At 71.4% G+C, this 20,858-nt stretch carries 25 protein-coding genes and 1 tRNA gene; 13 read left to right on the top strand and 13 right to left on the bottom strand.

Going from position 1 to position 20,858, the window contains the following annotated elements; genetic code table 11:
- Nucleotides 1–3: 3 nt before the first annotated feature.
- A complete protein-coding gene (locus ABTZ99_RS16150; protein WP_498780020.1) occupies nucleotides 4–1,491 on the bottom strand; it encodes a flavin-containing monooxygenase in 1,488 nt (495 codons plus the stop codon).
- A gap of 77 nt (nucleotides 1,492–1,568) precedes the next feature.
- On the opposite strand from ABTZ99_RS16150, the gene ABTZ99_RS16145 reads away from it, so the two are divergent.
- The gene (locus tag ABTZ99_RS16145) at nucleotides 1,569–2,177 is read left to right on the top strand and encodes a TetR/AcrR family transcriptional regulator (protein ID WP_499611967.1); all 609 of its coding nucleotides are present in this window, start codon (nucleotides 1,569–1,571) and stop codon (nucleotides 2,175–2,177) included.
- Nucleotides 2,178–2,186: 9 nt separating this feature from the next.
- Here ABTZ99_RS16145 and ABTZ99_RS16140 read toward each other — a convergent pair whose 3' ends face one another.
- Complete coding sequence (locus ABTZ99_RS16140; protein ID WP_499611965.1) at nucleotides 2,187–2,687, bottom strand: LPXTG cell wall anchor domain-containing protein; 501 nt, start codon at nucleotides 2,685–2,687, stop codon at nucleotides 2,187–2,189.
- 223 nt (nucleotides 2,688–2,910) lie between these two features.
- Between ABTZ99_RS16140 and ABTZ99_RS16135 the strand changes: the two genes are divergently transcribed.
- Together ABTZ99_RS16135 and ABTZ99_RS16130 are read left to right on the top strand one after the other, a co-directional pair.
- Nucleotides 2,911–3,171 (top strand): hypothetical protein, encoded by a 261-nt coding sequence (locus ABTZ99_RS16135; RefSeq protein ID WP_498780016.1) that lies wholly within the window; start codon nucleotides 2,911–2,913, stop codon nucleotides 3,169–3,171.
- 94 nt (nucleotides 3,172–3,265) lie between these two features.
- Nucleotides 3,266–3,880: a TetR/AcrR family transcriptional regulator gene (locus ABTZ99_RS16130; RefSeq protein ID WP_498780014.1), complete on the top strand. Its 615-nt coding sequence runs from the start codon at nucleotides 3,266–3,268 to the stop codon at nucleotides 3,878–3,880.
- 7 nt (nucleotides 3,881–3,887) lie between these two features.
- Here ABTZ99_RS16130 and ABTZ99_RS16125 read toward each other — a convergent pair whose 3' ends face one another.
- Nucleotides 3,888–4,109 carry a DUF3618 domain-containing protein gene (locus ABTZ99_RS16125; RefSeq protein WP_230566031.1) on the bottom strand — a complete coding sequence of 74 codons (222 nt, stop codon included), beginning with the start codon at nucleotides 4,107–4,109 and terminating at the stop codon, nucleotides 3,888–3,890.
- Between the two features lie 115 nt (nucleotides 4,110–4,224).
- Here ABTZ99_RS16125 and ABTZ99_RS16120 point away from each other — a divergent pair, with 115 nt between their 5' ends.
- Entirely contained in the window at nucleotides 4,225–4,668 is a 444-nt protein-coding gene (locus ABTZ99_RS16120) for a hypothetical protein (protein ID WP_499611963.1), read from the top strand.
- Nucleotides 4,659–4,732: transfer RNA gene (locus tag ABTZ99_RS16115), tRNA-Leu, on the top strand. The genes ABTZ99_RS16120 and ABTZ99_RS16115 overlap by 10 nt, the downstream gene beginning before the upstream one ends.
- Before the next feature lie 53 nt (nucleotides 4,733–4,785).
- On the opposite strand, the gene ABTZ99_RS16110 is transcribed toward ABTZ99_RS16115, so the two are convergent.
- Nucleotides 4,786–5,736: a CobW family GTP-binding protein gene (locus ABTZ99_RS16110; RefSeq protein ID WP_498780011.1), complete on the bottom strand. Its 951-nt coding sequence runs from the start codon at nucleotides 5,734–5,736 to the stop codon at nucleotides 4,786–4,788.
- Between the two features lie 70 nt (nucleotides 5,737–5,806).
- Entirely contained in the window at nucleotides 5,807–6,355 is a 549-nt protein-coding gene (locus tag ABTZ99_RS16105; protein WP_498780010.1) for a TetR/AcrR family transcriptional regulator, read from the bottom strand.
- 23 nt (nucleotides 6,356–6,378) lie between these two features.
- On the opposite strand from ABTZ99_RS16105, the gene ABTZ99_RS16100 reads away from it, so the two are divergent.
- Complete coding sequence (locus ABTZ99_RS16100; protein ID WP_498780009.1) at nucleotides 6,379–6,813, top strand: SRPBCC family protein; 435 nt, start codon at nucleotides 6,379–6,381, stop codon at nucleotides 6,811–6,813.
- Nucleotides 6,814–6,881: 68 nt separating this feature from the next.
- The gene (locus ABTZ99_RS16095; protein WP_499611960.1) at nucleotides 6,882–7,499 is read left to right on the top strand and encodes a DedA family protein; all 618 of its coding nucleotides are present in this window, start codon (nucleotides 6,882–6,884) and stop codon (nucleotides 7,497–7,499) included.
- On the opposite strand, the gene ABTZ99_RS16090 is transcribed toward ABTZ99_RS16095, so the two are convergent.
- Both ABTZ99_RS16090 and ABTZ99_RS16085 read right to left on the bottom strand, forming a co-directional pair.
- The gene (locus ABTZ99_RS16090) at nucleotides 7,484–8,122 is read right to left on the bottom strand and encodes a response regulator transcription factor (protein ID WP_498780007.1); all 639 of its coding nucleotides are present in this window, start codon (nucleotides 8,120–8,122) and stop codon (nucleotides 7,484–7,486) included. The genes ABTZ99_RS16095 and ABTZ99_RS16090 overlap by 16 nt on opposite strands.
- Nucleotides 8,113–9,186 (bottom strand): sensor histidine kinase, encoded by a 1,074-nt coding sequence (locus ABTZ99_RS16085; RefSeq protein ID WP_499611958.1) that lies wholly within the window; start codon nucleotides 9,184–9,186, stop codon nucleotides 8,113–8,115. The genes ABTZ99_RS16090 and ABTZ99_RS16085 overlap by 10 nt, the downstream gene beginning before the upstream one ends.
- A gap of 67 nt (nucleotides 9,187–9,253) precedes the next feature.
- Here ABTZ99_RS16085 and ABTZ99_RS16080 point away from each other — a divergent pair, with 67 nt between their 5' ends.
- Nucleotides 9,254–10,585 carry a styrene monooxygenase/indole monooxygenase family protein gene (locus ABTZ99_RS16080; RefSeq protein ID WP_499611956.1) on the top strand — a complete coding sequence of 444 codons (1,332 nt, stop codon included), beginning with the start codon at nucleotides 9,254–9,256 and terminating at the stop codon, nucleotides 10,583–10,585.
- Here the strand turns inward: ABTZ99_RS16080 and ABTZ99_RS16075 are convergent.
- A complete protein-coding gene (locus ABTZ99_RS16075; protein WP_498780003.1) occupies nucleotides 10,551–11,591 on the bottom strand; it encodes an FAD-dependent oxidoreductase in 1,041 nt (346 codons plus the stop codon). The genes ABTZ99_RS16080 and ABTZ99_RS16075 overlap by 35 nt on opposite strands.
- Before the next feature lie 94 nt (nucleotides 11,592–11,685).
- Here ABTZ99_RS16075 and ABTZ99_RS16070 point away from each other — a divergent pair, with 94 nt between their 5' ends.
- The 4 genes from ABTZ99_RS16070 (at nucleotide 11,686) to ABTZ99_RS16055 (ending at nucleotide 17,149) form a co-directional block, all read left to right on the top strand.
- Nucleotides 11,686–12,729: an LLM class flavin-dependent oxidoreductase gene (locus tag ABTZ99_RS16070; RefSeq protein ID WP_498780002.1), complete on the top strand. Its 1,044-nt coding sequence runs from the start codon at nucleotides 11,686–11,688 to the stop codon at nucleotides 12,727–12,729.
- A gap of 288 nt (nucleotides 12,730–13,017) precedes the next feature.
- Nucleotides 13,018–13,548: a hypothetical protein gene (locus ABTZ99_RS16065; protein WP_498780000.1), complete on the top strand. Its 531-nt coding sequence runs from the start codon at nucleotides 13,018–13,020 to the stop codon at nucleotides 13,546–13,548.
- Nucleotides 13,549–13,567: 19 nt separating this feature from the next.
- On the top strand, nucleotides 13,568–14,041 hold the full coding sequence (gene bcp / locus ABTZ99_RS16060; RefSeq protein ID WP_498779999.1) for a thioredoxin-dependent thiol peroxidase: 474 nt from the start codon (nucleotides 13,568–13,570) through the stop codon (nucleotides 14,039–14,041).
- A 15-nt stretch (nucleotides 14,042–14,056) separates the two neighbouring features.
- Nucleotides 14,057–17,149, top strand: coding sequence for an NACHT domain-containing protein (locus tag ABTZ99_RS16055; protein ID WP_499611982.1), 3,093 nt, complete (start codon nucleotides 14,057–14,059; stop codon nucleotides 17,147–17,149).
- On the opposite strand, the gene rdgB is transcribed toward ABTZ99_RS16055, so the two are convergent.
- Entirely contained in the window at nucleotides 17,137–17,745 is a 609-nt protein-coding gene (gene rdgB, locus ABTZ99_RS16050) for an RdgB/HAM1 family non-canonical purine NTP pyrophosphatase (protein WP_498779997.1), read from the bottom strand. The genes ABTZ99_RS16055 and rdgB overlap by 13 nt on opposite strands.
- A complete protein-coding gene (gene rph / locus ABTZ99_RS16045; protein WP_233812349.1) occupies nucleotides 17,742–18,506 on the bottom strand; it encodes a ribonuclease PH in 765 nt (254 codons plus the stop codon). Before rph ends, rdgB begins: the two co-directional genes overlap by 4 nt.
- Before the next feature lie 54 nt (nucleotides 18,507–18,560).
- On the opposite strand from rph, the gene ABTZ99_RS16040 reads away from it, so the two are divergent.
- The gene (locus ABTZ99_RS16040) at nucleotides 18,561–19,085 is read left to right on the top strand and encodes a DUF2231 domain-containing protein (RefSeq protein ID WP_499611953.1); all 525 of its coding nucleotides are present in this window, start codon (nucleotides 18,561–18,563) and stop codon (nucleotides 19,083–19,085) included.
- A 55-nt stretch (nucleotides 19,086–19,140) separates the two neighbouring features.
- Here the strand turns inward: ABTZ99_RS16040 and ABTZ99_RS16035 are convergent, their stop codons facing one another.
- The 3 genes from ABTZ99_RS16035 to ABTZ99_RS16025 are packed head-to-tail and all read right to left on the bottom strand — an operon-like array spanning nucleotide 19,141 to nucleotide 20,855.
- Complete coding sequence (locus ABTZ99_RS16035) at nucleotides 19,141–19,539, bottom strand: OsmC family protein (protein WP_498779994.1); 399 nt, start codon at nucleotides 19,537–19,539, stop codon at nucleotides 19,141–19,143.
- A 10-nt stretch (nucleotides 19,540–19,549) separates the two neighbouring features.
- Nucleotides 19,550–20,053 carry a hemerythrin domain-containing protein gene (locus ABTZ99_RS16030; RefSeq protein WP_498779992.1) on the bottom strand — a complete coding sequence of 168 codons (504 nt, stop codon included), beginning with the start codon at nucleotides 20,051–20,053 and terminating at the stop codon, nucleotides 19,550–19,552.
- Nucleotides 20,043–20,855: an MBL fold metallo-hydrolase gene (locus tag ABTZ99_RS16025; protein WP_498779990.1), complete on the bottom strand. Its 813-nt coding sequence runs from the start codon at nucleotides 20,853–20,855 to the stop codon at nucleotides 20,043–20,045. Before ABTZ99_RS16025 ends, ABTZ99_RS16030 begins: the two co-directional genes overlap by 11 nt.
- Between the last annotated feature and the right edge of the window lie 3 nt (nucleotides 20,856–20,858).

Genomic DNA, 20,858 nt, shown 5'->3' with positions numbered 1-20,858 from the left:
GGGTCAGGCCGGGACGCGGGTGCGGCGGGCGCGGGTCAGGGTGTAGTCCTCGGCGCGGACGGTCTTGGTGCGCATCCAGTAGCGCCAGGTGAAGCCCGGCCAGACGGTGCGGTTGATGCCCTGCGCGTCGAGGTACCAGCTCTTGCAGCCGCCCTCGGTCCACACGCCCTTGGACAGCTTGCGCTGCAGCTGCCGGTTGAACCGCGCCTGGACCTCCGGCCGCACGTCCAGCTCGTCGGCTTGGTGGCGGTCCAGCAGTTCCAGGCACTGCCGGACGTACCGGATCTGCGACTCGATCATGAACACCACCGAGTTGTGCCCGAGACCGGTGTTCGGGCCGAGCAGGAAGAAGAAGTTCGGGAAGCCCGAGACCGTGATGCCGTAGTAGGTCTCGATGCCCTTCTCGCGCCACTGCTTGGCCAGGTCGACACCGCCCTTGCCGGTGACGTCCAGGTAGTCGAACGAGTCGACCACGTGGAACCCCGTGCCGTAGATGATCACGTCGACCTCGTGCTCGACGCCCGCGCGGTCCACCACGCTGTTCGCCCGCACCTCGGCGATGCCGTCGGTCACCAGGTCCACGTTCGGCTTGCCCAGCGCCGGGTAGTAGTCGTTGCTGATCAGCACCCGCTTGCAGCCCATGGTGTAGTCGGGCGTCAGCTTCGCCCGCAACGCCTCGTCCGGCACCTGGCGGCGCATGTGCCCCTTGGCGATGTTCTGCGCGAACTCCATGATCTTCGGGTTCACGGCGAAGCCGAGCGCGCTCGACTCCCGCGTCCAGTACACGAAGTCGCGGTACAGGCGCTGGGTGAACGGCAGCGCGCGGAACAGCTTCTGCTCCCACGTCCTGATGTCCCGGTCGATCTTGGGCATGATCCACGGCGGCGTGCGCTGGAACAGCGTCAGCCGGCCGACCTCGTCGGCGATCCGCGGCACGAACTGGATCGCGCTCGCGCCCGTGCCGACCACGGCGACCTTCTTGCCGCGCAGGTCGTAGTCGTGGTCCCACTCGGCCGAGTGAAAGGTCTTGCCCTGGAACGCCTCGATGCCCGGCAGGGTCGGGATGTTCGGGATGTGCAACGCGCCGACGCCCGCCACCACTGACCTCGCGGTGTACGTGTCGCCGTTCTCGACGCTGACGTGCCAGACCTTCGCGTCCTCGTCCCACCGCGCGCCGCCGACCTTGCTGTTGAACCGGATGTGCTCGCGCAGCCGGTACTTCTCCGCCACCCGCTTGAGGTAGTCCCAGATCTCCGGCTGCCGGGCGAACATCCGCGACCAGCGCGGGTTGAGCTCGAACGAGAACGAGTACATGTGGGACGGGACGTCGCACGCGCAGCCGGGGTAGGAGTTGTCCCGCCAAGTGCCGCCGAGGTCGCCCGCCTTCTCCAGCACGACGAAGTCGCGCTTCCCCGCCCGCTTCAGCTCGATCGCCATGCCCAGGCCGGAGAAGCCCGTGCCGATGATCAGGACTTCGACCTCTCGGTGCATGCCCGTCTCCTCCAAGTCAGCCTACATACTCCCCAGTAGGTTACTCGAAGTAAGTTACCTCCGGTAGTCTCGTCTTCGTGACCACCACCGAGCCGCGCCGCCGGCGGATGCCCAAGGCCGAGCGCAAGGCGCAGATGCTCGACATCGCCGAGGGCGTCTTCGCCGAGCGCGGGTACCTGGCCGCGTCGATGGACGAGATCGCCGAACGGGTGGGTGTGTCCAAGCCGATGCTCTACGAGTACTTCGGCTCCAAGGAAGGCCTGCTCATCGGTTGCATCCACCGGGCGCGCACGGAACTGCTCGAACGCACGCAGCAGGCGATCACCGGCGCGGACGGCCCCGAGGAGATCCTGCGGCGCGGCCTGATGGCGTTCTTCGAGTTCATCGCCGAGCACAAGCAGTCCTGGGCGCTGCTGCGGCAGGAGGCGGCGATCACCGTGCCGTCGGCCGTCGAGGAGGTCGAAGGCATCCGGCGGCAGCAGACCGACCTCATCGCGGCCGTGATCGGCAGCTTCGACTCCGACGTGGACGCGGTGGAGGCCGAGGCGTTCGCCGAGATCGTGGTCGGCTCGACCGAACGGCTCGCGCTGTGGTGCGAGCGCAGGCCCGAGGTGGGGCCCGCGCTCGCGACGGCCTACGTCATGGACGTCGTGTGGCGGGGCGTGGCGAGCCGGCTCACGACGTGACCGGCGCGGTCAGGCGCGACGACGGCGGCTGAACAGCAGCAGCACCGCGCCGCCGAGCAGCACGACCAGGCCGCCGACGGCCGTCCACAGCGGCGAGGCGCCCGTGTCCGCCAGCGCGTGGTTCGTGGACGCCTTCACCACGCGGGGAGCCGGCGACGCGGTGCCGCGCACGCCGGCGCCGACCGCACTGGTCGTGGCTCCCGCCTGTGACGTCGTGGTGACCACCGCGCTCGTGGTGCCGGCGACGTCCGTGGTGGTGACGGAGGTCGCGGAGGTGCCCGCCACGTCGGTCGTCGTGGTCACCCCGGTGGCCGTCCCGCCGGTGGACGGCGTCGTGGGCGCGGTGGTCGTCGTGTGGCACGGGGGATCGCCGCGGTGCTTGCAGACGTCACCCCACACCTTGTCGCCCCACCCGTCCGGCACCTCCCACGACGGGTCGGCCGAGGCCACACCCGGCGCGAACGCCAACCCCAGCAACAGGCACACCAAGACGACCACTCGACGGCTCATCAGGACCTCTCAAACGTGGGACATTGCTCCAAATGGCCTATCGGTGGCCGGTAGCCGCGCGTTACCGCTCATGCACGGTGTGTGCACCGTATTCGACTCCACGAACGGGTGAGGACACAGGGTTCCCGGGCCTTCCGGGGTGCCCTCACACGATCGAAGGAATGGCGCCGCATCAACGCCCGAACGCCGGTCAGATATGCGCAACAACCACGGAAGGCAAGGCATGACCACACTCCCCATCACCGCGAACTACCGACGCGACGGCGACGACTGGGCGGTCACCGTCCGCGCCGCCGGCAAGGAGCTCGGGGCCACCGCACCAGGCCTGATCGCGGCCAGACTGGCCGCCGACCAACTGGTGGAGGAGATCGCGATCGGGCGCTCCGCCCGTGCCGTCGTGCACTTGCTGGAGGGCGACGCGCTCGCCTTCTCGGTGGCCTACTTGCACACCCGCGCGGGTCTCGTGCCCCCACCGACGGGGTGAACCCGAAGCGGCGCGGCGGCCGGGCAGATGATCCGAGGCCGATTCCGGTCTCACCCGGCCTAGGATGTCCCGCCAAAGGCGACAGGAGCGCGAAATGGCCACACCGGTGTACAGCGGGGCGACTCGGACCCCGCAGCGAGGCAGACCGAGGGACGCCAGCCGGGACGACGCGTTGCGACAGGCCGCGCTGGAGGTGATGGCCGAAGTCGGGTACCGCGCGCTGACGATGGACGCCGTCGCGGCGCGCGCCCGTGCGGGCAAGGCGACCATCTACCGGCGGTGGGAGTCCAAGCTCGACCTGGTGATCGACACGTGCACGCAGTTGGCGCAGCGGAACCTGGCCGAGCCGGACACCGGCTCGCTCGCCGGCGACCTGCGCGAGTTCCTCAGCGCGTTCGCCGCGTTCCTGTCCGGCCCGATCGGCAAGGCGGCGCAGGCCCTCGTCGGCGAGCTGCCCCACGAGCCCGAACTGGCGTCGGCGTTCCGCGAGACGTTCCTGACCGCGCAGCGGGACGTGCTGCGGCGCATCCTGGACCGCGCCGAAGAGCGCGGTGAGCTGCGCCAGGACGCGCCGCGCGGCATGGCGGTCGAGATCGCGGGCGCGGCCCTGATCTACCGGTTGATGCTCACCGGAGACCCGCTGGACCGACCCTTCGTCGACCGCGTGGTGGAACAGGTGCTGGTGCCCCTCGTCGCCAAGGGGCAGTAGCGCACCTTCAGCGGAACAGCTTGCGCAGCAAGGCGAACCCGATGAGCACGGCCACCGCGATCAGCGAGTACCGGATCTTGGGTTCGTCGAGCTTCGCGCGCACGCTCTCCTTGCCGGACTCGACGAAGCGCTGGGGATTCGCCCTCGTCCCCAGCTCGTCGAGGGTCACGGCCAGCGCGTCGCGAGCCTGCTCGATCTCGCGCTGGATGGTGTCGGGATCGCGGGCCACATCTCCTCCTACCTGCTCCTTGGTCACAACCGTAGTTGAGACGCCGCCACCACGTTGACCTGACTGCCGGACAGGTGCTTCTATAACGCTGTTTCCATTCGAGTGGAGGAGCGTCATGGCCGCCATCCGGTTGTCACTCGCGTCCCGTCGGTTGGCGGGCGTGCTGTTGCTGAGCGTCGTCGGCGTCGAGTTCGGCGGTCGGTTCCTGACCACCGTGGTGCAGGGCGAGGTGCCGCTGACCGAGTTCCAGCAGTCGTTCTTCCGCGCCGGTCACGCGCACGCCGGCGTGCTGGTGATCCTCAGCCTGGTGTGCCTGCTGTTCGCCGACGCGGCGGACGTGCGCGGGCTTTGGGGCTGGGTGGCCAGGCTCGGCGTGCCGATCGCGGCGATCCTGATGCCCGCGGGTTTCTTCTTCTCCGCGATGGGCGAGGACGTGACGCGGGCGAACGGCCTGATCGCGCTGCTCTACGTCGGCGGGCTGAGCCTGGCGGCGGGCGTCGTGTCCCTCGGCATCGGGCTGCTCAAGCCTGCCGATAAGCTTGCGGCGACGGGCTCGTAGCCCAATTGGCAGAGGCACACGGTTTAGGTCCGTGCCAGTGAGAGTTCGAGTCTCTCCGAGCCCACGTCGCCGACCGGCGGCCCCCGGCGTTCCGCGTCGGGGGCCCCGCGGGGTCGCTCACGCCGTGTAGCGCAGGACTTCGAGCATCGACTGCGGGTCCACGGCGCCCGGGTCCGGTTCCTCGCAGGCGGCCAGGTCGGCGCGGATCGCGGCCAGGTCCAGGCCCGTGCCGATCAGCACGAGCTCGGTGCGCCGCGGTCCCGGCCACGCCGAGCGCTCGAACCGCAGGAACGCGCCGACGGTGTGCAGGCCGAACCGCTGCCGGTGGCCGGGCACGTCGAACCGCACGAAGCCCTTGACCCGGTACAGGCCCTTGGGGCGCGCGTCGAGGAAAGCCATGAGCCGCACGGGGTTCATCGCGCCGCCGGTGAACTCGACGCTGTCGTAGTGCACGTGGTCGTGCTCTTCTTCCAGCAGGTCCTCGAACGACAGCTGGCCGTGCTGCTCGCGTGGACGCGGGTCGAACAGCAGGGCGGGGTCGACGCGACCGAACGTCGACTGGACCACCGGCACACCCGGCTTGAGCCGGTCGATCTCGGCCGCGAGCGCCGAGGGGTCCGTGACGCGGTCGACCTTGTTGAGCACCACCAGGTCCGCCACGCGCACGTGCCTGGCCAGGTCGTCGGGGAACTCCGCCGCGTCGACCAGCAGCACCAGGCCGCCGTAGGTCAGGCGCGGGTTCTCGCTCGCGAGCACCATCCGCGCCATGGCCTGCGGTTCGGCCAGGCCGCTCGCCTCGATGACGATGACGTCCACCAGGGAGTCGAGCTTGGCGAGCATCCCGTCGAGCTCGCTGACGTCCACCGCGCAGCACAGGCACCCGTTGCTCAGCGAGACGGTGGAGTCGACCTGACCGGCCACGCTCATCGCGTCGACGCCGATGGCGCCGAAGTCGTTGACCACCACCCCGACCCGCGTGCCGCGACTGCCGCCGAGCAGGTGGTTGAGCAACGTCGTCTTGCCGGAGCCGAGGAACCCCGCCACCACCACCACCGGGATCCGCTTCACGCCGACCGATCCTAGACGTCGGTCGGTGCGCCCGAGCGTCCAACTCGTTCCGGACGTCGGACGCTCCCGGTCAGGTGGTGAGGGAGATGAAGTGGTCCATGGCGGCGTCGACGGCGGCGAGGTCGTCGGTGGCGACCAGGTCCAGGAGCAGGCCGCGGGCGACGGCGAGGCCCAGGCGGGCGCGGGCGGCGGCGACGTCGGGCGGGTGGCCGAGGGAGCGCTGGATGGCCGCGACGGGTTCCAGCCAGTCGGTGACGATGCCGTCCAGCAGCGCGGTGGTGCCGGGACGGCCCTGGACGGCCTGGGCGTACAGCTCGAAGAACAGGCGCTCGTGCGCGCGCAGGGACGGGTCGGTGAGCGCGCGCCAGAAGGCGCGGGCGGCTTCGGCCGGGTCGTCGGTCGGCAGGGCGGCCAGGACGGCGCGCTGCCTGGCCTCGACCGCGCGCACGACCTCGACCAGCAGGCCCTCCATCGAGCCGAAGTGGTACAGGAGCATCCGGTGGCTCGTGCCGACCGCCTCGGCCAGCCGGCGCAGGCTCACCTCGCCCAGGCCGTGCTCGGCCAGGTGGTCGACCACGGCGGTGAGCAGGCGTTCGCGGGGCGCCCCTTGTTCCGGCATGTACCAGATGGTACATGTACCGCATGGTACAGAGAGTGGACGTCCACGTGCGCAGCGAAGCCCCGCCGGAACGGGTTTACCGCCTGGCCGCGGACAGCGCGACGTGGCCCGAGTGGTCGCCCGTGGTGCGGTACGAGCGGGAACGCGCGGGTGACGCGAATGGCGTCGGCGAAGTGCGGGTATTCCACAACAAAGGCCGCAAGGCGCTCACGAGGGAGGAGGTCGTCGAACTGACGCCGAACCGGCGGGTGGGCTACGTCCTGCTGTCGGGTCTCGCCATTCGCGACTACCAGGCGTTCATCGACCTCGTGCCGGACGGTGACGGGACGGCGATCCGCTGGCACTCGTCGTTCGAGCCGAAGACGCCGGGGACGGGGTGGCTCTACCGCTTGGTGCTCCAGGCCGTGATCGCGCGGTACGCCCGAGGGCTCGCCGCGCACGCCGCCGCCGGGAACTGAGGTTTTCCACACCCCGGTGTGCGGTCCGCTTCATGGTGACGGCGTCGGCGCGTTCGTAACTTGGGATCATGAATGTCGTCACGTGGGTCACCGACCTGATGGAATCGCTCGGCGCGCCCGGCGCCGGGATCGCGATCGCGCTGGAGAACCTCTTCCCACCGCTGCCGAGCGAGCTGTTCCTGCCGCTGGCGGGCTTCACCGCGAGCCAGGGCAAGATGAACCTGTTCGCCGCGATCCTGTGGACCACCACCGGGTCGGTCGCCGGCGCGCTCGCGCTGTACTACCTCGGCGCGCTGCTGGGCCGTGACCGGATCAGGGCCGTCGCGCAACGGCTGCCGCTGGTCAAGGTGTCCGATGTGGACCGGACCGAGGAGTGGTTCGCCCGGCACGGCAAGGCGACGGTGTTCTTCGGCCGCATGGTGCCGATCTTCCGCAGCCTCATCTCCATCCCGGCGGGCGTGGAGCGCATGCCGCTGCCCGGCTTCCTGTTGCTGACCGCGGCGGGCAGCCTGATCTGGAACACCGCGCTCATCCTCGCCGGGTACGTGCTGGGCGCGAACTACCACCTCGTCGACCAGTACCTGGGCGTCGTGACGAAGGTCGTGGTCGGGCTGGTCGTGCTGGCCGTCGCCTGGTTCGTCGTGTCCCGCCTGACCCAGAAGAAGAAGGCTCAGGCCCGCAAGTAGCGCAGGATCGCGAGCACCCGGCGGCTGTAGCCGTCCACATCGGACAGACCGAGCTTGTCGAAGATCGAGTTGATGTGCTTCTCCACCGCGCTGCGCGACACGTGCAGCCGGGACGCGATCGCGTTGTTCGTGTGCCCCTCGGCCATGTGCGCCAGCACCTGGCGCTCCCGCTCGGTCAGCGCGTCCAGCGGGTGGGTCGTGCGGGCCAGCAGCCGGCGCACCACCTCCGGGTCGAACGCCACGTCACCCGCGCCGACCCGGCGCAGCGCGTCCAGGAACTCCTCCACCTGGACCACCCGGTCCTTGAGCAGGTAACCGACGCCGTCGGCGTGCTCGGTGAGCAGGTCGACGGCGTAGCGCTGCTCGACGTACTGCGACAGCACCAGCACGCCGACGCCCGGGAACCGCCGGCGGATCTCCAACGCGGCCTTCAGGCCCTCGTCGGAGTTCGTCGGCGGCATCCGCACGTCGGTCACCACCACGTCCGGCAGGTGCGCCGCCACCGCGCTGATCAGCGCTTCCGCGTCACCGACGGCCGCGAGCACGTCGTGGCCCTCCTCTACCAGCAGTCGCACCAGGCCCTCGCGCAGCAGCGTCGAGTCCTCCGCCAGGATCACCCGCACGGCACGTCCGCGGTGATCACCGTGGGACCGCCGACCGGGCTGGTCACGTCGAACGCGCCGTCCAGCGCGAGCACCCGCCGGGACAGGCCGGCCAGCCCGCCGCCGGCCGGGTCCGCTCCCCCGACGCCGTCGTCCACGACCCGCACCCGCACCGCGCCCGCCTCCTCGGTGATGTCCACGCCGATCATGGTCGCACCCGAGTGCTTGGCCGCGTTCGTCACCGCCTCGCAGACCACGAAGTACACCGCGGTCTCCACCGACGGCGCCGCGACCAGGGGCGCGCACCGGATCCGCACCGGGATCGCGGACCGGTCCGCCACCGCCTCCAGCGCCTCGACCAGGCCCAACGAGTCCAGCGCCGCCGGGTACACCCGCCAGGCCACCTCGCGCAGGTCCTCCAGGACGTGCCGGGACTCCTCGTGCGCCTGCGCGAGCAGGTCGTCGGCGTGGTCGGGGTTGCGGCGGGCGCGGCCGAGCAGCATGCCCAGCGCGACCAACCGCTGCTGCACGCCGTCGTGCAGGTCGCGCTCGATGCGCCTGCGCTCGGCGTCGACGGCCGCCACGATGCCCGCCCGGCTCGCGGCCAGCTCGTCGATGCGCAGGCGCAGCAGCTCGGCCTCGCTCGGGCCGAGCCAGCGCCGGGCGACCTTCCCCTCCAGCGCGACCACGCCGATGATGCCCTGCACCTCGATGTAGAGCAGGACCAGGCCGATCAGCCCCGTCCACAGGAAGGCCGTCCAGTCGTCGGAGCGGTCCAGGCCGCTCTCCGGACCGCCCGCGAACAGCCGGTACAGCACGATGACGCCCATCGCCAGGCCGTAGAACAGCCAGGCCAGCACGAACCCGCCGAACAGGCCGATGGGCGCGCGCACGGCCAGGTAGCGCACCGCCTGCTCCCGCGTCGGCTCCGCGCTGTCGATGCCGAGGAACGACCGCAGCCGCCGTCGTTCGAGCCCGGCGACCGAGACGGCCGCGTTCCGGGCGAACGCCACGACGACCAGGTCCACCAGCGCCGTGCCGAAGCCGAGCAACAGTCCGGCAACGGCGCGCAACCCCCTGTGCACCTGATCGAGGCTAGTCGACCCGATTGTGCTATTGGCGATCGCACATCCTCTGCAGAGGATCTGTAGCGTGGGCACAATCGCGGTCATCGGCGCAGGTCAAGCGGGTTTGGTGTTATCGGCGGCGCTCCTGCGCGCCGGATGGCGGGTCACCCTCTACTCCGACCGGACGGCCGAGGAGCACCTCGACGACCGCGGCCGGCCGACCGCCTGCCTGTTCGGCGACCAGGTCGAGTACGAGGCTGAGCTGGGCCTCGACTTCTGGCCCGAGGCCTCCCGGATGCGCCGCATCCACCTGGACCTGTTCACGGAGGACCGCTCGCTCGCGTTCTCGGTCGACGCGCCGCTGCGCAAGCCCGCGCTGGCCGTCGACCAGCGGTTGAAGTTCTCCGCCGGCCTGGCGGAGCTCGAGTCGCGCGGCGCGTCCGTGGTGATCGACACGGTCGACGTGGACGACCTGGACCGGCTGGCCGCGTCACACGACCTGGTGGTCGTCACGGCCGGGCACAAGTCGCTGACCGGCCTGTTCGAGCGCGACCCGGTCCGGTCGGTGCACTCGGAGCCGCAGCGCAGCCTGTTCATGGTCAACATCCACGGCTACGAGCTGGAGGCGCGGCCCGAGCACCGGGAGGGCGTGTTCTCGTTCCTGCCGGGCACGCTGGAGGTGTTCTGGATCCCGTTCCACGACAAGGACGTCGGCGAGTCGCGGAGCATCGTGGTGGAGGCGGCGCCGGGCGGCCGCGCGGACCGCTTCGGCCGCGTGACCTCGGCCGACGAGGGCCTGTCCGTGCTCAAGGACGTGGTGGACGACCTGTTCCCGCACGAGTCGGCGTTCCTGCGGCCCGCCCGCCCGACCAGCCCGGTGACCTGGATCAAGGGCCAGATCGTGCCGGTGGTGCGCAAGCCGGTCGCCGTGCTGCCGTCCGGGCGGCACGTGCTCGGCCTCGGCGACGCCGTCGTGCTCAACGACCCGCTGGCCGGGCAGGGCGCGAACAACGCCACCCGGATGGCCCGGTTCTTCGCCGAGGAGCTGTCCGCGCACGGCGGGCCGTTCACCCCGTCGTGGCTGACCGAGAGGTTCGACGAGTGGTGGGAGCGCGGCTGCTACACCAGCGACTTCTCCAATGGGCTGCTCGCGCCGCTCAACGACGAGCAGAAGACCGTGATGCTCGCCGCCTCACGCCGGGAGGACATCGGCGAGCAGCTGTGGGAGGGGTTCAACGACCCGTCGTCGCTGTTCCCGTGGTTCTTCGACGCGGCGGCCACCCGGGAGTTCCTGGCCCGGCGCAACGTGCGCCGGCTGGACGTGCTGCGGTACAAGCTGGGCGTCGGGGTGAACCTGCTGGGGCAGAAGGCGTCGAGGCTGCTCAAGCGGCCTGTCGGCGGGACAGCGACGCCTTGATCTCCTTCGCCGCCGCACGGCCCGCCCGGGTGGCGCCGACCGTGCTGGCCGACGGGCCGTAGCCGACGAGGTGCACGCGCGGGTCGGCGACGACCCTCGTGCCGTCGAGGCGGATGCCGCCGCCGGGTCCGCGCAGGCGCAGCGGGGCGAGGTGGTCGAGGGCGGCGCGGAACCCGGTCGCCCACAGGATGGCGTCCACCCGCTCGTGCGTGCCGTCGGGCCAGACCACGCCGTCCTCGGTGATCCGGTCGAACACCGGCCGCCGGGCCAGCACTCCGGTCTCCAGGGCCTCGCGGACGGCCGGGGTGAGGTTGAGGCCGGTCACGCCGACCACGCTGCGGGGCGGCAGGCCGCGGCGGACGCGGTCCTCCACCTTGGCGACCACGGCCCGGCCCAGCTCCGGCGTGAACGGCTCGTCGAAGAACTCCGGCTCGCGGCGCGTGGCCCAGGTCGTGCGGGCGGCGTGCCGGTCGATCTCCAGCAACTGCTGCACCGCCGACGTGCCGCCGCCGACCACGACCACGTGCTGCCCGGCGAACTCCTCCGGCCCCCGGTACTGCGAGGAGTGCAGCTGACGGCCCCGGAACAGCTCCTGGCCGGGGTAGCGGGGCCAGAACGGGCGAGTCCACGTGCCGGTGGCGTTGACCAGCGCCTCGGCCTCCCAGACACCGCTGTCGGTCTCGACGCGCAGCAGGCCGTCGTGGTCGCGGACGGCGTGCACGCGCACCGGCCGCCGCACCTCGATGCCGTTGCGGCGCTCGAAGTCGGCGAAGTAGGCGGGCAGCACCTCGTTGGCGGGCGCGGTCGGGTCCGGCTCGGCGAACGGCATGCCCGGCAGGTCGTGGATGCCGTGCACGGTCGCCATCCGCAACGTGGGCCAGCGGTGCCGCCACGCGCCACCAGGGCCCGCGTCCGCGTCCAGCACGACGTGGTCGAGGTTCGCGCGCTTGAGGAAGTAGGCCGCCGACAACCCGGCCTGACCTGCACCGATGACCACCACGTCCATACCGGGGTCAACGCCGGCGCCGGGTCCGGCGCTTCCCGGTGTCGCGACCGTCACACCAGGAAGGCATTCGAGGTCTTCGGCGTTGGTCGAAGGCATGACCCGACTCCGCGACGTGCCCCTGTCCGCCCTCGACCTCGCCGCGGTCACCACGGCGACGGACGCGCGCACGGCGCTCAGGCACACGCGTGAGCTGGCCCAGCACGTCGAACGCCTCGGCTTCACCCGGTTCTGGCTCGCCGAGCACCACAACATGCCCGGCATCGCCAGCTCCTCGCCCGCGATCCTCATCGGCCACGTGGCCGACGCCACCACCACCCTGCGGGTCGGCTCCGGCGGCGTGATGCTGCCCAACCACCCGCCGCTGGTCGTGGCCGAGCAGTTCGGCACGCTGTCCGCCCTGCACCCCGGCCGCATCGACCTCGGCATCGGCCGCGCGCCCGGCACCGACCAGCGCACGGCGCAGGCGTTGCGCCGCACCACCGGCCCGCTGTCGGTGGACGACTTCCCGCAGCAGCTCAGCGAGCTGACCGGCTACTTCAACGGCACCGAAGAGCTCAACGCGATGCCCGCCGAGGGCAACAAGCCGGACGTGTTCCTGCTCGGGTCGAGCGGGTACAGCGCGCAGGTCGCGGGCCTGCTCGGGCTGCCGTTCGCGTTCGCGCACCACTTCAGCGCGGAGAACACGCTGCCCGCGCTGGCCCTGTACCGCGAGCGGTTCCGGCCCTCCGAGCGGCTGTCGGAGCCCTACGCGCTGGTCTGCGCCTCGGTGATCGTGGCCGACACCGACGAGCACGCGCAGCGGATCGCGGGCCCCGGCGCGCTCGCGTTCGTCAAGCTGCGCAGCGGGCGGCCCGGTCCCCTGGCCACCGACCAGGAGGCCGCCGACTACCCGTACACCGACGTCGAGCGGCTGATCTTCGAGGACCGGATCGCGTCCCAGGTCATCGGTTCGCCGCGGACGGTCGAGGCGGGGCTCGAACGGCTGTTGGAGGACACCCGGGCGGATGAGCTGATGGTGACGACGATGGTCGCCGAGCAGTCGGACCGGCTGAGGTCTTACGGACTACTGGCGGAGCTGGCGGGACGTTCGACCGTCCAGGGTTCGTCCGAACGGGTGAAGACCGACGTAGAGGTGTAGCGGTACGGCCACGGGGGGCGATGATCGTAGTGGAGCGCGCACGCCCCCCGACGCGCTCCCCAACTTCCGGGCGCTCCCCGCGCCCGATCGCTCGGCCGCCGCCGACCCGCGTGGTCGCCGCCAGGTGTGGCGCCGCCCACGCGGGCAGCCGTGCGTCATCACGGCTTGGCCACAGGCCGGCACCAGGTGCGAATCAAGGCCCCGGTTCGGTCACCGGGCAACCCCCGACACCGTCATGGTGGTGGCAGTCGCAGTCAAGCCCACCGCCGGGGCGGGAAGGGGAGGTTCGTGAAGTTCGCCAGACTGGCCGTCGGCGTGTGCCTAGGCCTGGCAATGGCGGGATGTGCGGACCCCTCCGACATTTCCACGCCCCCCGGTCCGTCCGCGGTGGCCGAGCAGCGCGGTGACGAGCCGTCGTCGGCCTCGTTCACGGCGTTCGGCGCGCAGCGGGTCTGGGGCAACGGCATGGCGGTCACCGTGTCGCCGCCCAGGTCGCTGAGACCGAGCGAGACGTCGTTCCCGCAGTCCCCGCGCACCGCCGTGTTCACGCTGACCGTGGTCAACGGCACCAAGACCGCCTACCGCACCAGCCAGCTGTCCGTGCGCGCGTTGGTCGACGGTCACCCGGTCGCCGAGGTGCGCGACTCCGTGCAGGGGCTCAACGGCGTCGGCGCCGGGGTCAACGAGGTGGCGCCCGGTGCGGAGACCGTGCTGACGATGGCGTTCGCCGTGCCCGCCGACCCGGTGCGGTTGCAGCTCGTGGTCGAGCCGAACGGCGCCAACCAGGACCCGAGCGCGACGTTCGAGGGCGTCGCCTGACCTTGTAGCGTCTGGGGCCATGACCGAGCAGAAGCGCCTGTCACCGGGCGACCAGGCCCCGGCGTTCACGCTGCCCGACAGCGAGGGCAAGCCCGTCTCGCTTTCCGACTACGCCGGCCGCTCCGTGGTCGTCTACTTCTACCCGGCCGCGGGCACGCCGGGCTGCACCAAGCAGGCGTGCGACTTCCGCGACAGCATCGGCGACCTCGCGTCGTCGGGCTACGAGGTCGTCGGCATCTCGCCGGACAAGCCGGAGAAGCTGGCCAAGTTCGCCGCCGCGGAGGGCCTGAACTTCCCGCTGCTGTCCGACGTCGACCGCAAGGTGCTGGCCGAGTGGGGCGCGTTCGGGGAGAAGCAGAACTACGGCCGGACGGTCATGGGCGTGATCCGCTCGACGTTCCTGGTCGGCCCCGAGGGGAAGATCGAGAAGGCCATGTACAACGTGCGCGCGACCGGGCACGTGGCCAAGCTGCTGCGCGAACTGCCCGCCTGATCACCCGTACGACCGATTGCCGGGTGCCCTCCCCTGCTCGAACCTGTCGGTTCGGAGCACGGGGAGGGCACCATCGCCATTCTGGAGGCGGCGGCCGGCAAGATCGGTGAGGCCGTCGCGCAGCACGCGGCGAAGGCCTGGCTGTCACGTCGACGGGCGTCGCGCGACCGCACGGCGTCGTTGGCCTCGCTGGCCGCCGAGGAGCTCTCGTCGATCCGCGGGCGTGACCGCTTGGATCACCTGATCGCGGGAATCGGCCACCAGGTGGGTGACCAGCTCGAACCGCTGCTGGCGGCGAAGTTCGCGTCGTTGCCGCCCGGTGAGGTGACGGCGGCGTTGGACGCCGTGGTCGACGCGTTGGGCGAGCTGGACCTGTCCGACGAGGCGCTGCTGGCCGCCGACGCCGACCCCGAGCTGCTGGCCCGGCGGGTGCGGGCGACGCTCGTGCGCGACGCCGGGCTGTCCGAGCAGGCGACCCGGTTGTACGAGGTCGCGCTGGACCAGGCGTGCCGCTACCTGGTGCAGGTGATCCGGCACCTGCCGGCGTTCCAGCCGCGGGCGCTGGCCGAGGTGCTGGCCCGTGCCTCGCAGCAGGCCGCGTTGCTGGAGGACGTGCTGTCCCGGCTGCCGCGCACCAGCCTGCACGCGCCGACCGGCGTGGACACCGACGAGGAGTTCCGCGACGAGTACCTGCGCTACGTCGGCAACGTCTTGGACCGGCTGGAACTGCTCGGCCTGACCATGCGCCACCGGCCGAAGCTCGCGTTGAGCGTCGCCTACCTGAGCCTGAGCGTCACCGACCAGGACCAGCGCGGCTCGCGCTTCGAGTTCGACCGCTGGTTCGGCGCCGACGTCGACCGCGGGCACGGCTCGCTGCGGGTCGAGGCGGCCATCGGCAACGCCGACCGCACGTTGGTGCGCGGTGAGGCCGGGTCGGGCAAGACGACCCTGCTGGACTGGCTGGCCGTGACGGCGGCGCGGGAGGCGTTCACCGACCGGTTGGCGTCGTGGAACGGCCTGGTGCCGCTGGTGGTGCGGCTGCGCCGGTACGCGGACTCGCCGCTGCCGCGGCCCGAGCAGTTCCTGGACCACGCGGCGGGGTGGCTGGCCGGGCTCATGCCCACCGGGTGGGTGCACCGCGTGCTGCGGTCCGGGCACGGGTTGGTGCTGGTCGACGGGGTGGACGAGGTGCCGGCGGGTCGGCGTCGGCTGGTGCGGGAGTGGCTGCGGGAGCTGGTGACGGCGTTCCCCTCGGCACGGGTGGTGGTGACGTCCCGGCCGGCGGCGGCGGATCAGCGGTGGCTGCACGACGAGGGTTTCGGCTCGGTGTTGCTGGAGCAGCTGAGCCCGGCCGACGTGCGGGTGTTCCTCCAGCGCTGGCACGGGGCCGCGCGGGACGCCGAGTCGTTGCCCTGTGCGCCGGAGGACCTGCCGGTGGCGGAGCGGCGGTTGTTGCGGCAGTTGGACAACCGGCCGCACCTGCGCGCGCTGGCCGCGTCGCCGTTGTTGTGCGCGATGTTGTGCGCGTTGAACCTGGGGCGGACCTCGGAGCTGCCGCAGAGCCGGATGGAGCTGTACCAGGCGGCGTTGACCATGCTGCTGGACTTGAGGGACGCGGAACGTCAGATCGCCGGGATGTTGAGCGGGACCGAGAAGACCGTGCTGCTGCGGGACTTGGCGTGGCGGCTGATCCAGGCGGGCAGGTCCGAGCTGCCGCTGGATCGGGCGGTCTCCTTCGTGTCGATGAAGCTGCCTTCGATGCCCACGGTGGATTCCTCGGCGGACGTCGTGCTGGCGCACCTGCTGGAGCGGAGCGGGGTGCTGCGCGAGCCGGTGCCGGGCCGGGTCGACTTCGTGCACCGGACGTTCCAGGAGTACCTGGCGGCGAGCGAGGCCACCGAGCAGGAGCACATCGAGACGCTGGCCGGTAACGCCCACTTGGACACCTGGCGCGAGACCGTGGTGATGGCGTGCGGTCACGGGAAGCGCTCGCAGACCCGGGCCCTGCTGACCGCCATCCTGGACCGTGCGGATGCGGAACCCCGCCACGCCCGGCGGTTGCGGCTCTTGGCGGCGGCGTGCCTGGAGACGGTCACCGACGTGGACGCCGAGGTGCACCAACGGATCGACCGGGTCATCCGCGACTACTTGGTGCCGCCCCGGAGCGTCCGGGAGACCCGTTCCCTGGCGTCCATCGGCCACCGGGTGCTGCGCTACCTGCCAGACACCCTGGAGGGCCTCTCCGAAGCCGCTGCCGCCGCCACCACTCGCGCCGTGGCCCTGACGGGCAGCGCGGACGCCATCCCCCGACTCTCCCGCTACGCCCAGGACGGCAGGCGGGCCGTGCAGCTGGAGGTGGCCAAGGCGTGGGCGTACTTCGACCCGGAGCGGTACGCCCGGGAGGTGTTGGCCGACGCGCCGCTGCGGTCCGGCACCATCCACGTGACCGAGGCCCGGTTGGTGAAGCACCTGGCCCTGCTCCGGCACCTGTCCTGGACGACTTTGCGGCTGGCCGGACCGCACGCCGATTTCCGACTGGTCCGAGGCGTTCCGCACCTGAAGTACCTGTACCAGGACGTGGAAGGCGACATCGACCTCGCCCCGCTGACGGAGCACACCGAACTCCAGCAGCTGATCATCCTGGGCGGGCAGGACTACCGCAATCTCGGTGCGCTCGAAGCCCTCCCGGACCTGGAGGAGCTGGTTCTGGGCAGATTGGCCGAGCTCAATGGGGTGGCACGACTGCGGAAGCTCAACTACCTCGCCGTCAACTTTCTCCCCGAGGCGGGCACGAGCCTCGCGCCCCTGCGCCACCTGCCTCTGCGCAACCTCGGCCTGTACTGGGGCGCGACGCCGGAGATGCTCGACGACATCGCCGACCACCTACCGGGCCTCGAAAGGCTCCAACTGGGAGGCAAGATCGCGCAGCGCCTCGATCCCGTGACCGGTCTCAAGAAGCTGCGAGAGCTGAGGCTGATCGCCGGGTCCGAGCCGCTCGACCTGGGGCCCATTCGGGGCATGACCCTGGAACTCAGCCTCTCGAGCCGGGACGAGCACATCGGTTTGGACGTGCTCGGCCCCGGCGTGAGGGTTAGCTACTTCAACTGAGCCAGCTGCCGCAGGTGTGGGAGCAGGAGGCGCAGGGCGCGGCCCCGGTGGGAGATTTCGTCCTTCTGGTCCGGGGTCAGCTCGGCCGACGTCACCTCGTGGCCCTCCGGGCGGAAGATCGGGTCGTAGCCGAAGCCGTTCTCGCCGGCCGGTTCGCGGGTGATCGTGCCCCGCCACTCGCCGCGCACGACGGTCTCGACGCCGTCGCCCGCCACGAACGCCGCCGTGCACACGAAGGCCGCTCCCCTGCGCTCGTCCGGGACGTCGCGCAGTTGGCCGAGCACCAGGTCCAGGTTGGCCTGGTCGTCGCCGTGCCGGCCGGACCAGCGGGCGGACAGGACGCCCGGCATGCCGTTCAACGCGTCGATCGCGATGCCGGAGTCGTCCGCGACCGAGGGGAGGCCGGTGGCGTCGAACGCGTCACGGGCCTTGGCCAGGGCGTTGCCCTCGAAGGTCGGATCGGTCTCCGGCGCCTCCGGGAACTCCGGCACGTCGTCCAGACCGACGACCTCGATCCCCGCCAGCCCTTCGGCCAGCAGGATGCGGCGCAGTTCGCCGAGCTTCTTCTTGTTCCGCGAGGCCAGGAGCAGCTTCACTTCTTCTTCGCCTTCGGCTCGGGCAGGACGCCGGGGTAGGGCAGGGCCAGCGCCTCGGCCTGGATGCGGTTCAGCTCGGCGCAGCCGGCCAGGGCCAGGTCGAGCATCTTGTCCAACGTCGACCGCGCGAAGGTCGCGCCCTCGCCGGTGCCCTGCACCTCGATCAACGTGCCGGCGTCCGTGGCGACGACGTTCATGTCGACCTCGGCGCGCGAGTCCTCTTCGTACGGCAGGTCCAGGCGCACGCGGCCGTCCACGACGCCGACCGACACCGCCGACACCGCGCACGAGAGCGGCTGGGGGTCGGCCAGGCGGCCGGCGGCGCCCAGCCAGGTGACGGCGTCGGCCAGGGCCACGTACGCGCCGGTGATGGCGGCGGTGCGGGTGCCGCCGTCTGCCTGGATCACGTCGCAGTCGATCACGATCGTGTTCTCGCCGAGCGCGGCCAGGTCGATGCACGCCCGCAGAGATCGCCCGATCAGGCGGCTGATCTCGTGCGTGCGTCCCCCGATCCGCCCCTTCACCGACTCACGGTCGCTGCGCGTGTGCGTGGCGGAGGGCAGCATCGCGTATTCGGCGGTCACCCAGCCGAGACCCGAGCCGGACCGCCACCGCGGCACGCCCTCGGTCACGCTGGCCGCGCACAACACCCGCGTGTTGCCGAACTCGATCAGCACCGACCCGGCGGGCCACTGCTGGAAGCCGCGGGTGATCCGGATGTCGCGCAGTACGTCGTCGTTCCTGCCATCGGTCCTCAGCACGGCACTACCCTATGTCGCTGAACCCGGGAGCAACCCACCGGCGTAGGGAGAGACATGGCACTCGCAGACGACCTGGTGACGATCTTCGGTCTCCCCGCGCACCCGCTGCTGGTCCACGCGGTGGTGGTGCTGCTCCCGTTGGCCGCGCTGGGCGCCGCCGCGCTGGCCGTGGTGCCCCGGTGGCGGCAGCGGTTCGCGTGGCCCCTGCTGGGCGTGACGCTGGTGGCGGTCGGCTCGGTGCCGCTGGCGCAGTGGGCGGGCGAGCAGCTGATCGCGAAGATGCAGGCGGCGGGTTTCCAGGACCCGGCGGCCCAGCGGCACGCCGACCTCGGCAACGACCTGCTGCCGTTCGCGCTGGGCTTCGGCGTGGTCGTGGTGGCCCTGCTCGTCGCCGGCCGCCTGGCCGACCGCGAACGCGCGGCGGCCGTCGAGGACTCGGCCGTGCCGAAGACCTGGCGCCGGATCTCGACGGTCGTCGCCGTCCTGGTCATCGCCGCCGGCGCCGCCACGATCGTCCAGACCGTCCGCATCGGCCACAGCGGCACCAACGCCGTCTACGACTACGTGAGCACCATCTGACCCCGCGAGCGTCCTACGCCCGGCTCACAGGTCCGGAACGCAGGACGCTCGCGGGTCAGGCGGGCAGCGTCAGCGGGGTCGGCGGGGCGGCCTTCAACGTGCGGGTGACGGTGCACAGCTGGTCGATCGCGCGGAGGACGGCGGTCTCCAGGGCGGCGCGCTGGTCGGCGTCCAGCTGGGAGATGTCGTAGTCGAGCGCGACCGGCACGCTGGTCAGCGAGTGCCCGTCCGCCGAGCGCACGTCGTCCGCGCGCGCCACCAGGTCGCCGTCCACGCGGCGGGTCACGAGCGTCTCCGCCGTCACCACCGCGCAGCCCGCCGCCGCCGCGAGCAGCAGCTCCACCGGCGTGAACGCGCCCTCGGCGCCCTTGCGGCCGACGCGCACCGACGCGCCCCGGTCGTTCGTGGCCACGAAGTCGTGCTGACCGACCCGACGCACCTCGACGTTCGACACGCCATCGACGTTAGTCGATCCGATCCTCCGTGGCTGCCGCGATCTTGCGGACGTAGCCGATGTCACCGCAGTCGTCGTCCAACCGGCTCTGCCGGACCTCCGTGAACAGCCGGCCGAGCTCGTCGCGCCGCTCGTCGGACACCTCCTGCCGCGCGTCGTTGAGGATCGTCCGCTCCTCCTCGTCCACGTGGTGGTTGAGCGCCTGGACCAGCTCCTCCAGCTTGTCCTCCCACTCCTCGGAGCCGGTGTCCTCGACCTCCATCAGCGCCAGCAACGCCTGGTGGCCCTCGGCGTGCTCCTCCGCGCCGTGGTCGACCTCGGCGTTGTCGACTTCCTTGTACCGCTTGAGGGCCGGGTACACCTTGGACTCCTCGGCCTCCGCGTGCGCCACCAGCAGCGCCGCCAACTCGCCGAGCACCGCCGAGCGGTCGGTGTTCCGGTCGCGCAGCGCCCGGAACAGCTCCTCGAACTTGCGGTGGTCGGCCAGGATCAGCTCGACGACATCAGTTGCCATGGCCGCCGATTACCCGCACCTCCGACCGGTCAACCGCGTAGGTGTCGCCTTGGTTGACCACGTCGACCGGCCCGGCGAAGCGGCTGCGCGCCTCGGCCAGCACGGCGTCGCGATCGGTCCACGGCGCGATGTGCGTGAGCAGCAGCCGCCCGACACCGGCGTCCGCCGCCACCTCACCCGCCTGCACCCCGGACAGGTGCGTGCCGGGCGGCCGGTCGTCGGAGTGCGTCCACGTCGCCTCGGACAGCAGCACGTCCACGTCGCGCGCCAAGCCGCGTAACGCCTCGCACGGCCCCGTGTCACCGGTGTAGGCCAACGTCGCCGTCTTGGTGGCGATGCGGAACCCGTAGGTCTCGGTCGGGTGGTCCACCCGGACGGCCGTGATCTCGAACGGCCCGATGCGGGTCACCGCGCCGTCGGCGACGGTGTGGAACTCGAACACGTCGCCCAGGTCCGTGGTGAGCAGTTCGTCGGCCGTCTCCGCGTACGCGCGGGCGAACCGGTCGGCGGCCTCGGCGGGCCCGTGCACGGGCAGCCGTCGTTCTCGCGTGTCGTACGGCGGGTGGGTGTGGTAGCGGCGTATGACGGCGAGGGTGGTGAAGTCGGCGCAGTGGTCCGGGTGCAGGTGGGAGAACAGCAGGGCGTCCAACGAGAACGCGTCGTGACGCGTCTGCAGCGACGCCAGGACCCCGCTGCCCAGTTCGATCGCGAGTCGGCAGCCCTCCGCCTCGACGAGGTAGCCGGATGCGGGCCCGTGCGGTCCCGGCAGGCTGCCCGAGCAGCCGAGGATGGTCAACAGCACCCG

The sequence above is a fragment of the Actinosynnema sp. NPDC002837 genome, assembly GCF_040295345.1.
In the GTDB taxonomy this organism is placed as follows: Bacteria; Actinomycetota; Actinomycetes; order Mycobacteriales; family Pseudonocardiaceae; genus Actinosynnema.
The sequence above is the reverse complement of the archived record's forward strand: the minus strand, read 5'-3'. Positions and strand labels throughout refer to the sequence as shown.